This window comes from Ralstonia sp. Ralssp135 (assembly GCF_047304345.1).
GTDB classification, from domain to species: Bacteria; Pseudomonadota; Gammaproteobacteria; order Burkholderiales; family Burkholderiaceae; genus Ralstonia; species Ralstonia chuxiongensis.
In genome coordinates this window covers 42741-57284 of record NZ_JBGLYZ010000022.1, presented here as the reverse complement: position 1 = coordinate 57284, position 14544 = coordinate 42741, and the positions used below count along the sequence as shown (strand labels likewise).

Annotated in this window: 14 protein-coding genes; 5 read left to right on the top strand and 9 right to left on the bottom strand. The window is 59.7% G+C overall.

All coding sequences use genetic code 11. From position 1 onward, the window contains the following. Positions 1–988 precede the first annotated feature (988 nt). On the top strand, positions 989–1504 hold the full coding sequence (locus tag ACCD03_RS16020; protein ID WP_413412260.1) for a DUF6471 domain-containing protein: 516 nt from the start codon (positions 989–991) through the stop codon (positions 1502–1504). Between the two features lie 113 nt (positions 1505–1617). On the opposite strand, the gene ACCD03_RS16015 is transcribed toward ACCD03_RS16020, so the two are convergent. Next, entirely contained in the window at positions 1618–1824 is a 207-nt protein-coding gene (locus tag ACCD03_RS16015; RefSeq protein ID WP_413412259.1) for a hypothetical protein, read from the bottom strand. Positions 1825–1885: 61 nt separating this feature from the next. After that, the gene (locus ACCD03_RS16010) at positions 1886–2152 is read right to left on the bottom strand and encodes a hypothetical protein (protein ID WP_413412258.1); all 267 of its coding nucleotides are present in this window, start codon (positions 2150–2152) and stop codon (positions 1886–1888) included. Positions 2153–2221: 69 nt separating this feature from the next. Here ACCD03_RS16010 and ACCD03_RS16005 point away from each other — a divergent pair, with 69 nt between their 5' ends. Beyond that, the gene (locus ACCD03_RS16005; RefSeq protein WP_413412257.1) at positions 2222–2716 is read left to right on the top strand and encodes a hypothetical protein; all 495 of its coding nucleotides are present in this window, start codon (positions 2222–2224) and stop codon (positions 2714–2716) included. Positions 2717–3358: 642 nt separating this feature from the next. Here ACCD03_RS16005 and ACCD03_RS16000 read toward each other — a convergent pair. The 5 genes from ACCD03_RS16000 to ACCD03_RS15980 all read right to left on the bottom strand — a co-directional run bounded on the left by ACCD03_RS16000 (position 3359) and on the right by ACCD03_RS15980 (position 9645). Continuing rightward, positions 3359–5038: a hypothetical protein gene (locus ACCD03_RS16000; protein WP_413412256.1), complete on the bottom strand. Its 1680-nt coding sequence runs from the start codon at positions 5036–5038 to the stop codon at positions 3359–3361. Between the two features lie 2 nt (positions 5039–5040). Continuing rightward, positions 5041–7563, bottom strand: a complete 2523-nt coding sequence (locus tag ACCD03_RS15995) for a hypothetical protein (RefSeq protein WP_413412255.1) — start codon at positions 7561–7563, stop codon at positions 5041–5043. A gap of 177 nt (positions 7564–7740) precedes the next feature. Then, on the bottom strand, positions 7741–8130 hold the full coding sequence (locus tag ACCD03_RS15990; RefSeq protein ID WP_413412254.1) for a hypothetical protein: 390 nt from the start codon (positions 8128–8130) through the stop codon (positions 7741–7743). Positions 8131–8138: 8 nt separating this feature from the next. Next, a complete protein-coding gene (locus tag ACCD03_RS15985; RefSeq protein WP_413412253.1) occupies positions 8139–8564 on the bottom strand; it encodes a hypothetical protein in 426 nt (141 codons plus the stop codon). A gap of 700 nt (positions 8565–9264) precedes the next feature. Next, positions 9265–9645 carry a PHA-granule associated protein 4 gene (locus ACCD03_RS15980; RefSeq protein WP_413412252.1) on the bottom strand — a complete coding sequence of 127 codons (381 nt, stop codon included), beginning with the start codon at positions 9643–9645 and terminating at the stop codon, positions 9265–9267. 244 nt (positions 9646–9889) lie between these two features. Here ACCD03_RS15980 and ACCD03_RS15975 point away from each other — a divergent pair, with 244 nt between their 5' ends. From ACCD03_RS15975 to ACCD03_RS15965, 3 genes are all read left to right on the top strand, one after another. Continuing rightward, the gene (locus tag ACCD03_RS15975; protein ID WP_413412251.1) at positions 9890–10210 is read left to right on the top strand and encodes a hypothetical protein; all 321 of its coding nucleotides are present in this window, start codon (positions 9890–9892) and stop codon (positions 10208–10210) included. Positions 10211–10235: 25 nt separating this feature from the next. Then, positions 10236–10523 carry a hypothetical protein gene (locus tag ACCD03_RS15970; RefSeq protein WP_413412250.1) on the top strand — a complete coding sequence of 96 codons (288 nt, stop codon included), beginning with the start codon at positions 10236–10238 and terminating at the stop codon, positions 10521–10523. Positions 10524–10626: 103 nt separating this feature from the next. Next, positions 10627–11322 (top strand): hypothetical protein, encoded by a 696-nt coding sequence (locus ACCD03_RS15965; RefSeq protein WP_413412249.1) that lies wholly within the window; start codon positions 10627–10629, stop codon positions 11320–11322. A 45-nt stretch (positions 11323–11367) separates the two neighbouring features. On the opposite strand, the gene ACCD03_RS15960 is transcribed toward ACCD03_RS15965, so the two are convergent. After that, complete coding sequence (locus ACCD03_RS15960; protein WP_413412248.1) at positions 11368–12843, bottom strand: UvrD-helicase domain-containing protein; 1476 nt, start codon at positions 12841–12843, stop codon at positions 11368–11370. Next, positions 12779–14512 carry an ATP-dependent nuclease gene (locus ACCD03_RS15955; protein ID WP_413412247.1) on the bottom strand — a complete coding sequence of 578 codons (1734 nt, stop codon included), beginning with the start codon at positions 14510–14512 and terminating at the stop codon, positions 12779–12781. The genes ACCD03_RS15960 and ACCD03_RS15955 overlap by 65 nt, the downstream gene beginning before the upstream one ends. Between the last annotated feature and the right edge of the window lie 32 nt (positions 14513–14544).

Below are 14544 nucleotides of genomic sequence, written 5' to 3'. Positions count from 1 at the left end.
CGCAACGCTGCTAGCGCGCCTGCGAAAGCACGCGCGCAGCTAGCCATCCGCCGAGTCAATCGGCGGTGCAACTGGTAGCGAGGAGCTACGCGTTAGCGTCTCGGCAAGCTCGGTCCTAGGGCTTGGTCAGGCAGCTGAGCCGCTTGGCGCAATCGCGCACAGCGGCGGCCGGAAACCAGGACGCGAACAGCTTGGCAACCGGTCGCCAGGAGGACGGAATGAAGGGAGCAGAGCAATCGCTCCGCGAATAGATGGGGGTGTAGGCGTAGCCACAGGTTTCTCCATGTCGGTTAGCCGCCCTTTTGTACGGGCGAGCGCAAACACTTGACCGAAGCGCCCCCTTGTGGCACGATACGCGCGAGACTTCCCAGCTCGCGGCTCTTGCCACAGGAGTCGCTCAAAGGCAAGTCCTGGTTCAATCCGGGACTTGCCTTTGTACTTTGTGGGTACTGCTCCCAAAACACAAAGGCAAATCCCGGACACTCTGTCGACTGCATGCAATGTGCAGTTATCACACTTTTGCAGCCGGCAAGAATCTTAACTACCTCGACCATCGAAAACAAGGGGTAAACTCATGTCCAAACCTCCAAATTTGAATCGCCCATTTCGTGCGATAGTATGCAATTAAGGCGGGCTAGAAACCCGTGCGAAATTAGCATTTACCGAAAAATTCGCATTCAGCAAATCATCAAAGCCTAATCGCCCGGAAATCGGCCTGCTTCTTGGGTTTCCCAAGTTAACGGCCGGAGCAAGATTAATTGCGAAATATTCGATTTCTGGCTACACGTTTCCCCTTTAAGCAATGATTCCGCAAGCGCCAATAGAACGTTGGTGTGGACGCCCCTTCTGGTCTTAAGTAGCCACAAGACAAACGCAGGCGCACAATAAGGCTCACTTCAAAGCTATACTTAATCAACCTGTCCTTGTTCGGCCTGCTATAGCGCCAATTCAAGGGCGCACACGCGGGCATACCTCAGGGAACTGAACAGTGAGCCATGTGGAGACCCCTTGGACGCGCATCGCGTCGCGCACGCTTCGCGGCCTGCTCATCCGCAAGGGCGCAACGTATTCGAGTGCGGCCGAACGCCTTCGCGATTGCGGGATAGACGAGACGACGCGAAGCGTTGAAGGAAAGGCCACACGAGGGACATACTCGCTGGCGTTCTTTTTGCAGGTTCTCGCCGCTGTTGGCTCGGAGAACCCAGCTCACTGGACGAGAGTGCTGGACCGATGCAATGACTGGGAAGAATGTGCGACACATATCTTCCTCCTAGAGCTGAAGAGGCAAAGCGTAGACCTGACAAGGTTTGCAAAACACCTTGCAAAGGTCAGCGCAGACATCACGCCAGAAGCACTGATGGCGCTGATTGAAACCGGTAGCTTCCCCTTCACCTTATTGCTGCAACTCTCAAGCCTCTCAAATATCTCGGGCTTGGAGCGTTTCGTCGACCACAGCGACATCTCAGCAGCCGCAGCAGAAAGCAAGCAGCATCTTTCCACGTAGCTTTGCAGACCACACCAAGGACGACCGTTCTATATTTTTGGTGTGGAATATTCCACACCAAAAATATAGAACGGTTCGAGAGAAACGCAAGAGCAATAGCGTCAGTGCGCTGCTCATTCCGCAGCGTGACGTTTATTGAAGGAGATATTGGAAAAAACACGCCAGTGGTCTAAAACGGAGGTGGTCACGTCTCGATAAGGCTCCAGTAGACGAGGCACCTTTTCACCAACGTGGAACGCTTCTTTAGCGACGACGGCTGTGAGCTCCGATACTGAAAGCACCGCGCATCCAATCTGGTCGCTGGTAGCGTTCGAGCTCATCCATCAGCTCGACGTTCCAATGGCGGCTCGAAGTCCTGTCACGTACCAGCGTGATTTCGTCCTACGCAAATCGCAGCTGATGCCGCGCAAAGTGGCGGAAGAACTCTATCGTGCCGGGAGTCGAAGTCTGGTTCTTTCCGCTGCGAGGTAGTCGGACCGTACCCTCATGGACCCACTCGTCGACCTGGCTGGGAACTCGTCCCGCTTGGAAGGCAACCGCTACAGCTTGCACGCGGCCGCAGAACTGCTCAAAGGCGGTGAGCTGTACGGTGGTGTCGACACGGTGATGCTGCTCAATCACAAAGCCGCAGTTGAATTCCTTGTTCACGATGTTTCTCGGGAGGGTTGTTCGGCGCTAGTTCTGCGGAACCTGGGTCGAGACGCTTGAGGTGCGAAAATGGCGCAACGCCTGCAAGACATCCTAAGCAAGCTGTACAGGCCTCCCACCGATGGCACGCGACAGGTCTTTGCACTATCACGTGCGGACGCTGAGCGACTGCCTGAACTCGCATCGATTGCCATCATCTCCGTCACCGCGCCAGAGCGCCCACCAGCCAACATCGGCGGCTTAACTCACGCACTCCGGTTGAGCTTTGCTGACGTCGATTTCCTCAATCCTGACCTGTCTGCTCGAGCAAAGGAAAAGCTTCCTCACGCATTCACGGCTGAGCACGGCTCTGCCATTCGTACGTTTGTCGAATCCCTACCCTCGGAAATCGCATCGGTCGTCGTGCATTGTGAGGGCGGATACTCGCGCTCATGTGCGATTGCTGTCGCACTGCATCGACTATATGGGTACCACGCGGAATTGCCACACCTCTCACAGGCCAACCCTTCAATCATTCGCGTGATGACTGGTGATGCCCGAGGACGGAAACATTTGCGCCGCTGACGCGTATCCAGGCCTACTGCCTCGTCGAAACGCCGCCGGCACACAAGGGAGCACGATGATGACTTCCGAGAACCAAATCGACCTAGAGATTGCACTTCGCAAGTTGCATGAACTCGCGTTAGCAGACGGCGACCTCGGTTACGAATATTGGTACCAGATTGCTCAGTTGCTCCGGCGGGCAGCCAGTATGGAGGCTGAAATTGAGGCACTCTCGCAAGAGCTCGAAAAGTGCCGCGCAAAGCGTGGCAAGTCTTAGGCGTCTGTCCAAAGAGACCTTGGCCAGCACGCCAGACTTGGGTACGGATGAGGACGGCAGCGGCCGAAGCTAGGTCGGCCCGAGGTTCACACTCAGCCATCGAGCCTGCCTCATCTCGTTTCGGAGGCAGCATCAGCCATCTGTGACCAAGAGCAAACCGGCAAATTCCTGGGGGCTCAGCACAGTTGCCTCCGGCTTGTCGGTTCTCGATATTACGTGCTGATGGCCCTTGACGGCGGACCTGCCGCGTCGACGTCGCTACCGCCATGATGGTCTGGCGAATCAACGAGTGGTCCGTGCCTTCACGAGCAAAAAGCATTCAAACCATTGTGCGGCCAGTCGAAATGCTTCGGTACTGTGGTCAACAGGCGACGCTGCTTGCCGCACTATTGAACAAGCCGCGCGCGTCCGGCGTCCGTCAGAACATAGCCGCCATCGTCGTGTTCCTCAATCAGCCCACATTGGGCCAACAGGAGCATCGCGTGATGCAGTCGGTCCTCCAACCAACCCGCGCTGGTCAGCCCTTGATTAGCCACGCGCTCCAGGCCGTTGTCGCCAAGCATCAGTACGAAGCGATTCCGGCCGTCGAAGGTGCGACTGCGTACCACCGAGAAATGCTGGAGCAACACATAGTTCTTGACGATGTGGCCAATGAACTCCGCTGGCGACGCGCCCCTGAACTGCACGAACACGTGGCGCAGCGTCGCTAAAGACAGGCGTCCTCGCTCGGCGTCATAGCTCTGCACCACATAGGGGTTGCCCGCCATGTTCTCAGCCTCAAGCGCGCAGTACACCAACGCCCTGTATACCTCCTGCAACGCCAGGGCTTCTTTCGGGCTCCGTTGCACAAAGTTGCTCAGTTCCCACAGCGCATTCGAGCGTACATCGAGCCGCAGCTCAGGAACAGCGATTCCCGCAGCGTAGAAGGACGGGTACGTGCCCTGGAGCGCCGTCACGGCTTCTGCAAAAGTAGCCACGCTCCCTTGGAGCTCTGGCGGTAGTTCTTTGAGCAACAACGCGCCCACCCCTGCGGCGCAGTCGTCGATGTCTCGGGGGCGGTTCCCCTGGGCGACTGTCGCATCGTGCACCCAGCTTTGGGTGTAGCGAAACAGCGTCTCCAGCGCTAGCTTCAGATACTGGCGAAGCTGCAGGTTTGCCCACCAGCCCTGAGCCTCAGCGACCTCAGAGAGGTCCAGGGCGGCACCCGTCAAAGTTGACCCGCGCGCCATGGTCATCCGAATGTCATCCGACGAAACACCGCTTTCCCGGCCGGTAGCTTCTTCGGCGGCAAGCGCCCGCAGGGCGAGCGTCAAACCGGCCCAACGGTTCCAATCCGAGTCTGACATGCATTCCTGGTCTTCGCGCTCTGGGTAGTAGCGCGACAGAAATGCATGCTGCTCCCCCTCCGACTGCAGGTCGAGACGGAGCATGTCCCCCATATCCAGGACCTCGTCGCGAGTGACGTACAGCGCGTTGACGTCGGCCAACCATTCTCGCCAGGGGTGCTCAGCAATAACATCCTCGTATGCGTCCGCCAAGGCGTTGCCGGCTTCGGTCAAAGTGTACGTGTCGGTGATGGCCTGACGGGCCATGAGGAACTGAAGGCCGTTGACCAGGCTTGGACGGTACTCCACGGCGGTGAGGAACTTCGCGCCATCCTTTAGCACCCCGTAGTCCGGGTCGGCCCTGAGCGCATTTGCCATCTCCGCGCCAACCAGGGTCCGGAAGCTCAACTTGACGCGGGTGTTGTCCTCCGGAAAGTGGCGTTCCGAGCCAGGAAGCGACGCTACGCCTTGCAGCTTGTTGTACCAGGTCAGCAGTAACTGGATTTTGCCCAGCCCGGCTGCCGACAATGCTGCAATGTCAGGGGTCGCTTCGGCCTTGGCCGTCTCATCAATTCGCCGAACCATCCAGCAGATGGCCGAGTACACGCGGATGTAGCGCACCACGTTGTTGATGCCCGGAAACACAGAGCGGTAAAGCGCCTCGTTGACGGCCTGTGTGCCCAGGGGGTCCAGCGTCTGGGCGCTATCCAGGGCCTTGGTGTAGAGCGGGGCAGCTAACATCGTTATCCTCGAAATTTTCCGGTCAGCCCATGGCGCGCGAGCGCAGCAGCATCGAGGTCGTAGAACAGCGGGCGCTTGCAGTTTCCACAGAGAACAGCGCGCGTGGTCCTCAACGTCAGTTGTTCCTTATCGTTGACAGCCTTGTAACAGTAGAGGCAGCCCATAGTGCCCTGAGGGCGTATCAAGCCGAACGCGCCTTGCTTGGAGGTCCTGTGCTGCCGCAACGCGTCGAACACGGCGGTGTATTCGACAGGAATCGGCAGCGCCGTGGAGTTGCTCTCTGCAGGCGATTTCGTAGCCGTGTCGTTCAGAGTCTGGGCAATGAGCGTTTCGAGCGTTTCAGACAACGTCGCACTCTCGCAAATCGCCTGCGCACGCGCCGTAACGGCCGCACGGTCGCCGGCCGCTACGCGCTCAAACCGATTCGACTGCAGCGCCATGGATGCCAGGTCGACCATCTCCTGCGTACTAACAGGGCGGCCAGCTAGGCGCACCACTGCTTCCTTCAGGGCGGCGATTGCTGCCCTCGGATGATAGTAGGCGGCGCAACAAGCCATGGCGTAGAAAAGGGGCAGCAAGCGCTCGCGATTGACCGCGCTGTAGTCGAACTTCGAGAAACGCGTCAGCCACGCGTCGAGCACGAGCTGCACGCCATCTGCCGACCGCCCGGCATCGCTGGCGCTGTCCAGGCACTCCATGGCGTACTTCAGCATCTGGCATCCGGAGAGCTCGACCAGCAACGGGACGATGGCCGCGTGCGCATCCAGTTCGAGCGCAAACGGAATGGAGGCCACTAGGCTTTGCTCTAGCTCGTTGGCATCCGCCTCGCTAATTGGCTCGGGCGCATCGTCCAACGTCCCACGCTCGTCGTCCGCGAGCAACCGCATGCGCCTACTGCCCGCGTCCGCGGCTTTGGATGTCCCTGTCGAGTGGCGGGCATGCAAGTCCCGATTCAGCCACTTGATGGCCGACTCAAACGACTGGCCGGCTACCGAGGCCTGAAGGCCGAAACCGCGATATTGCTCGACGCTATCACGCCACTCTTCGTAGGTCACCTTGGCGGCGGGGACCGCGGCAGCCGTTTGGCCTGAGTTCGGGGAAGCGGCACCAGCGGCCGGCGTCGCTTTGGCGGCCGCCCCACCAAGGCCTCGAATCCAGCCGACAATGGTGTGGATGTCCTCGATACCAAAGTGGCCCGCCAAGAGCCGCGTCGACGCACGCGTCAGCGTGCGCTCCTGCTCATTGGCCGACAGCTCGTACTCCACGTTGACCCAGCCCCGGGCCTCGATGGTCGGGCCGGTCAGTTCCAGGCGCAACCCGAGTGACGCATCGAAATACTGGCTCATCCGGGTATTGAACGTACCGTCTGCCGCCAACTGGACACCTTCCTCCGCCCAGAGGAGGTTTGTACCGGCCCACAGTTGCAAGGTGACTGCCTGCGCTTGCCCCGCAGGTTTTACGCGCCCGACTAGGCGGTGAGCCTGCGTCCAGGTCGCTTGCAATGACGCCGCACGCGGTGTCATTGCTGCTGCGCTGAAATCGCATGACACAAATTCCTTGGGTTCTACCGGCTGCCACTGGAGTGGCGCTTCCGGCAGGCGTCTGGTGAGGGATACCTCGATGTTCTTCGTCGTCTCAAGGCTCTGTTGTGTCGCATTGACCGAGCCCGTCATGAGCAAGACGCCATTCGCCGCTTGGACTTCAAAGCACTTGGCATGGGGAAAGCGAAGATTGTTTTCCGTGACTGCCGTGACGTACTGCGGCGGATGCTCAAACTGGACCGCGTCGGGGTCAAAGGGCGCAATGCGCCTTCCCGCTTCGATGCCGATACTCAGCTCCTGCACACCGAGCGCAGCGGCCAAGCGCGCTACCGGAGCACCGGAGGGTGAGTGATAGGGCGACAGAACGGTGAGGCTCGTGGGGGCCTCCAGTTGTTCGTCAGCGAGTGCGACGAACTGGCTGTTAGCCGGCTGGTCAACGGTGTGAATAAGCCATGTCGTGCGGCGAGCCTCCGGAATATCGCCGGCTGCTTGGCGCAAGTCTCTTGCGCGTTGCTTGTACTCGCGCAGAATCGCCCGGTCCTCATCGGAGAACTCCAACCTGTTCGTAAGCGAGTCGAGGAAGCCCGCGAACTCCCCGAACACCGCCGGCTCACGGTACGAGCTAACGGCATCGAGCACTTCCAGATTCTTCCCGTGGCCAGCCAGGGTCAGGTTCGCGCTAGACACCACCAAGTGGTCATGTTCCGAGCCTTGCAGATAGACGAGCTTCGGGTGAAACACCGCCGTGCCGTTCATGTAGACCGGAATGATGCGGTACGCGCTGCCTGCGCTCAGACTGGTGGCTTCCTCGCACGACTTGCGTGCTTCCCGCTCATCGACGAGGACGTCAATCTGCTTGCAGCCCGCATTGCGCAGGGCCGGCAGGGCAAATGTCTCGAACCAGAAAATGCTGAAAGTGTACGTCGTGAAAAGCGCCCGTCGCGGCTTGGCCGCATGGACGAGCGACAACAGCGTTGTTTGCATAGCTCCCCAACTCTCTTACCACTCGCTATTCGTATTGCCCGCGCACAGCCTATGACTGTTGGCGCGAATAGCTTGCCACAGTGGCAAGTGGCCGCAATAGAGCAAACGTGGGGGGCGTCCCCTACCTCAGCACGGAGAGAGGTCACACTGCGCACAGCAGCACGTTACGAGCAGGAACTAGAGTGGTGGCGCCGGACGCCAGCGGATGTAGCCCGGAAATGGTGCGTTAGCCTGGAAGGCCAGAAAGATTTCGACAAGCTGGGCAGTGATGAACCATTCGTCGGAGCGCATGGGAAGGTTGCCTGCTCCGAAAACCAAGATTGTTCCATCAGGGCGGGCGGCGCTGGGCTTATCGTGGAAAGCCCTGGAGCGAACATCTGCTGAGGCGTCGAATAGCTCGACCATGCAACTTACGCCGCCCCCGGCGACCTGTATGTAGTCGCCTGACTCATTCGTCAAAGAGGCGTAGGAGGACCGCCCATAGCTTTTCAGCGACCGAATCGCTCTGGCAATCTGTGCTGGTGTCGGATTGCTGACACTGGCCTTACCTTCGACGTCGAGCCTCATGGCTGGTGTCACTGCAAAAATGGTTCTGTCACAGCGTGTTCGATTCCAAACGGTCGGAGCACGTCCAAGGCTTTCTCAGAGACAACAACACGCAGGTCTGCAGCAATACCAAAATCATGCCTACCGGCCTCTCCTTGGACTTTCAGCCATCGAAAGCTCGGTATTTCGCGCGCCGGATACATGTCCCGGAACCCAACCGACGTCGACACCTCCAGTTCCGCAAGCTGAATCCCAGTTACGCCGCTTTGTTCAAGGGCCTCCGAGGCGGACAGCGTTGCAATCACGCAGGGGAAGCTCTCCAATATGGCGTCTCCTAGCCAGCCGCTGAACTCGAAATGCAATTTTTCGACCCTGGGTGGATGCGTGCTAGCGTCGAGAACAGTGTTCTCACCCAACGCCCCCGCAACCTCCGGCTCAAGAAAGAAGTAGTTCATCTGTTATGGGCTCCGGAGTAAATATGGGTCCTCCCACACATCCTCGTACCCGTCAGTGACGAGGAATCGCCACCCTGGTGGCACCCCCAAATATGGCATGACCTGTGGAGCCCATGTAAGCAGATGCGAAACATGCAGAGGAACGAAGAAATCCGGTGCCTCTGAGAATTGCTCACCCGCCCAGATGTACCAGCCCGACGTTTCCCCCTCTGGCTTGAGTCGCAAGCCGTTTAGGGGGCGCAGTCCTGACCTGACGTTGCGCGAGATGCCAACCGTCAGCATGTGGTCGCAACCGAAATACTGTGCATTGAATCGCTGGCAGACTGCCAACTGCAGATTCATACTAGCTGCGCTCACCGCTATCCCCTCGCCGTCGGTCTGGATGTTCATCCACAGGGCTCACAGCCTGCGCAAGTCCCGTCGAGATGTCGCCAAGGATACGAAGAGCAGCAAATGGGTCACTTGCCACGCCTTCTGGCTCAACGACCAGCAAGTGAGCGTATCCGTCCGCCGCTCTACCACGAGTTCCGTCGATGACCAGTTCAACCGCAGCACGCGTCGCGCTTCCGTCAAGAACCGAGAGCAAGGCAGCATAGAAGCGCCCATTGAATGGGGAAGCATATTGGAGTTGCTTTGCTTCCCAATTCGATGCGAGCCACATCAGGTTGCCGGTGAGATGAAATGCGGTCAGCGCACTGAGCTACTCGGACCAGACAGCGTCGACGTCTCGCAGCAGGTGGCCACCCAAAATGTAGTCGCCCAGCTTTGTGGCCTTGACCTCGAGCTGCTCCAGTTGGCCCGCGGGCAATAAGTCCAAGTCGAACTGGCAGTAGAGATTCCGTTGCCGGAACGACGGCTTCGCGCGCGCAAGGCCAGCGACCAGGGCAGCAGGGGATTTGACCGCGATGCTCTCATGGCCTCGGAACTCGACACGCACGCCAACTGCTCGGCCGAGCCGTCCCAACTCAACTGCGTCTTGCCAACCAGATTCGTAGTCGAGTTCGACGGCCGCGACACCGCCCGAACCCACCAACCGTAGCGCCTCTTCCTTGCTACCGGCGCGCGCCGTGCCTGTCGCCATATGGCCGCTCCGCGGAATTCGCGAGGGCATGCGTACCCCTTGTTCTGTTTGCATCATTTTTGTTCGAGCGCACTCAGACGGGCGCTGCCTGCTTGGTTGAGTCGACCGCTATTGGCCATCACCTGGACGAGGGTCAGCTGCACTCGCCACGCGTTGTTGGCGGCTCATCCGCCACATGGAGCAGGCGCTCGTTGACGGGATGCCTTTGGCCGCAGATACTGGATAAATATACAGTAGTTCGGCCATGGCAGCACGTGACTTTTCCGCCCCCGCAACTCACCGCAAGAAGCTTTCTTCCGCGGCGCTTCGTTCCATCTGGCAGAGCAACCCAACGCCGGAAGTGCGCGACTTGCTCTGGGAAATCTATCGCCTGCAAGACATCGCCACGCAGGCGTACGGCGTCCTCACGTTGGCTCGCGTATGGGGCATCGATAAGCCGTTCCTAACGAGATTGAATGCGCTGGATTCCGCGCTGTTTGCGGAGCCCGCCCTATGGGAACGACCGCTGAGTTGGTCGACGGAAGAAGAACAGGCGTTGAAGCGCTTGTCGCGGGGCCGGCGGTAGCGTTACCGCGTTGGGGGATTCCACAATGTCGTTTCCACTACGGCGCCGCTTCCCGCCGCTCACCAGAAGGCGTCTGCAGGAGATTCAGCGACAGTACGGCCGTGACCCGGTCGTACGTAGGCTGCTCTGGGAAATCAAATGCCTGCAGGTGGTCATCATGCGCGCACGGCAACTGGAGCAGTCACTGCCGCCGGGTGAAGGCACAACAGATACCGACCTCATCCTTGGCGCCCTTCGAGGCGAGCTGGCGGCAGAGTCCTGGTTGCAGGAGTGGGAGTACGAGATAGACACGTGCGGAAAGATGCCGCCGTGATGAGTGCCTACAATGGTTCATCGCGTCCTGTGCATGGGGACCTGTTCTAAGGTTTGTTTCTTGCACGCGCCATACGTGAACGAATTTGCGAGGACGCAACCACATGCAGGATGAATATTTGTCCAAGCTCAGCGGACATGTACGCGATTTGGTTGAAGAGGTGGAGCACAGGAGCGGCGTCCCGATTGTCGTTACGGTTCGTCCTGACAAGCGAGTCTCATGTCAGCCACACCTGAGCCATGGGGAGATATTTACGCCGGCGCCAAAGGCGCTAGCAGACGGCTCAGTCGTGCATGAAGTCCTACACCTACGGAGATTTTTGGCCGAGGGCGTTCCGCTTCTTGTGGTTCGCGGTGACTATGAGCCGTGGCAGCCAGGCATGGAAGACAGTCTTACGAAGCAAGACAATGCCTTCGAGCACCTGATAGTTGTCCCGGAGGAGCTACGGCGTTGCCCCGAGAGGAGGGGCTACTGGGAGCAAATGATGCTCCAGCGTTGGAACGAGATTCGCGAAAACGAGGCGGACAATAGAGAGGCCGCTGCAGCTCTATGGGCTTTCGCTTTGCATGTTATCCCCGGGAGTGAAGCCCACGTTCTCGCGCATGAAGTTCTGGCACAACGCGGGTATCGGCAACTGGCTGAACGATTCTCTGCAGCGGTCTTACCTGCCTTAGCCCAGAAGGAGGTCGCCATACGGATTTGGGTTGACGAGCTAGGCATCGCCCCAAACATCGTCGCCTTCGAGTACCTTAATACGCATCTTGGGAGGCGGGAGGAGGTCACACTAGTTAACGCCTGACGTTGGCACCATTCAGTTCCGCTTCGATTGTTGAATAAGCGATTACTAACGGCCCATGGCCGGCGTTAGCAAGGGCGTCGACGAGCAGACCACGACTCGCCTTGCACCTCGCGTGAGCGCTACGTAGAGGTGCTGCGCAGTCATGCGCTCTGGCTCCAGAATGACCGCGACGTCAGCCTCCAGCCCTTTCAAAAGAAGCGTGCTCCCAACGGCTCGCCGGCCCAGCGGTCGCCCCAAATGGCGATTCCGTTCGCGAGCCTGCGTCGCTGCGCCAATGAACCCACCTTCACCCCCGGCCGACCTTAGCGCTGAAATACAGCAGTGCAGAACTTCGGGTCGGTAAACACGAGCACCGTGTTGGTCCGCGAGGGCCTGGAGCAGCTCAATCGAGGTCGTGTAGCTGGGAGCCGCCATGAACGCCGCAGCTGCGGCCTCCGCAGCTGTCGCCGGCGTACGGGCTCGGCCGCCTCGTATCGTTTCGACTCGTGCGAGCAAGTTTGCGACACCTACCCCGGTCATCGTTGAAGCTGCGAACTCGGCCAGTTGTCGTAGCGCGTTGGGGCTCGTCAAATCGAACTGGCGGGCGAAGTTCACCATGTCCCTCAGGTCGACGGCCTCGACGGATGTGGCGCCCGGCGTCTGCATTGTGAGTTGATGGCGGCCGTTGGCATTCATGGAATCGCCAATCACCAAAACGCGGCCGTCTCGGTTTGGCGCTTCTATCCGGGCGGCCATGAGTCGCTGCTGCACTTCCATGCCTCGGGTCAGTTGAACCCACTGGACTCCCTCTGGCACTCCACGCAGGTCCACAGGTTGACCCGCTTGTAGTGCCGCGCGGGCCTGAAGCAGCCAGGCACCCAGTGCGTCCATGCCTGCGAGTCGCCATCGCCAAGGGGTCTGCAGTGCGCCGATGGGCGGGAACGCAGCCTGCGCCTCACGCTCCCAGTGGACCAGTGGGTCGCGGAAGCCGAATATCGCCTGCATCGGGTCCCCGAAGATGCAAGTTGGCAATATCTGCGCAACGGAACAGACGATGGCATGCTGCGCGGTGTTGCAGTCCTGATATTCGTCGACCAGTAAGCGCGAATATGTCGAGGCTATGGGGTCACTGATGTGACCGACCTGTAGAAGCCGTTGCACTGCACCTCGGATAGCGGGGTAATCGGCGTTCGGGTTGGCCAGTTCCAAAACGCGCGCGTCGAGGCCCGCGCGGAGCGGAAACTTGTCCGCTAGCCGCATCGCGAAACCGTCGATGGTAGACACCCTGTACGCTGAGCTCGGGACGCCACCGCGCTGGAGCCTTGCACGTAGGGCTGTCACTCCAGCGTTGGTGTGCGTCAGCACCAAGACTGGCTTGTTGTCTGTGTGCTGAGTGAGCGCGTCCGCGATGAGCTGGGTCTTACCGCATCCGGCTGGGGCGGTAACTGAGCCTAGGCGCGCCTGAAAGATGTCGATTTCAGGCGGCGGCACTCGTCCACCTCCAGAGCTGGTTCGTGACTTCGATGAAGCCCGGCTCAGCATTCGCTATGTGGGGGCCGACGATGTCTCTGGCGATTTCCTGGAAGCCACTCACGGACTTGAACCAACCGTTTTTGTTGTTGCGAGCGGCGAGTCCGAGCAACGTTCGGCTCGCTGGCGTGTAGCCGCCGTTTAGCCGTTCGGCCTCTATGGCCTCCAAGGTGACATGCCCGTTTGACTTCGACTTGATGTGCTCGGCCATGAGGTCGCGGCCAATCATCTCGTCCGCCTTAGTCAGCAGCTCGTGCACGGCGTCATCACTTGAATGGCGGAATAGCTCGTCCTCGAGCGCCAAGCCGGGCTGCCACGTGATGTACTGTCCGCCGGCCGCAACGAATCTCTCGACGAGCCCGACGGTTGAAACAGGCTTGTCCGCGTCGACGAAGACAAGCACACGATAGCCTAGCTTGAGGAATGCCTCGCCTCGTATAAAGCACTGGTCCGGGCTTCCTCCTCCTGAGTCCACGTATGAGCCGCCATGGGCTAGGAATGACGTCGCCCCACAGTGGACCCACCACTGGTCCATCCCGCGAGCGAATCCAACCTCACTGGCACCTTCGCAGACAATGACGGACTTGGACAGAAAGGCCTCGGCCGCCTTCCGCAATGTGCCCTGGATGCCATCGTCCGTGCCAGCGCATGTGGCTGTGTGGATGCCCGAACGCTGCCGCATGACGAAAAGCTGGTTGCCAGAGAGCTCCCGGAGCGCCACCGGTGAATGGGTCGTCATAAAGACCTGCAGGGGCTGGGTTGGGTCCTTCGCCCCGAGTGAATCGAGCAGTCGCATGAGCCGATGCGGCTCAAGTCCGTACTCGACTTCGTCTACCAGCGCGACTGTAGCGGCCGCTGCTGCTGCCCTTTGCAACCCTGCGACAAGGAGCCGCCCTGAACCGGTACCCAGCGAGCGTAGAGGAATGCCGGTCTCGCTGTGGAGCGCGATAGCACCGTCGCCAATCGACACCGAGTGAGCATCAAGTAGCGCCTGAGCGCTCGCACCAACTTCTACGCCCAGGCCGGTAGCTGTCTGCGTAACCACTTGCAGGGTCTGGGCGAGCTGCGCGGCCGCCTGTGCGCCGAAGGTGGCCCGGGCGGCGCGTGCCGCGCCGGCGAGTTCCGAGCCAAGGTTCGCGCGCTCTTCCGTGAGCCGGTTTAATACCGAGCCCCTAGCCCAAGACAGGTTCGTGTTTGCGTAGGTGCCGATTCGGGCCGGTGCTAGGAGGCTGCGGTCCTTCCAGGCCAGAGACCGTTCCAGATGCTGGTGGGCGGCTCGTTCGGAATGAAGCGTCCAACTTGGCTCGAGGTCGCCCTTGACCTCAAGCTTCAGCGTCAGAACCGTTTCAAGACCTGCGCGTGGCTCGTCTTCAAGCAGACCCGTGCCAAGGTGAAATCCGCGAAGGAACTCTCCGTAGGTGTCGATGTTCTTCAGCGCGTCGGGTAGTGCGCCGAGCGTGACCGCAATCACGATGGTCCGGTTGACGTCTAGGCCGAAGAAGTCCGTGTCACCGAAAGGTGCGCTTCTCCGTGCTCCAAGGCACAGGTCGATGGCATCGAGTATGGTCGACTTGCCGCTGTCGCCCGGCCCAATAAGGCAGTTCACGCCGTTGGACGGTGTCCAATCGAGCGTCTGTATCGAGCGGAAATTGCGAATTTCAAGATGACGGACTCGGGTCATGTTTCCTCTCATCGGTCAGGAAAATGTCCCAA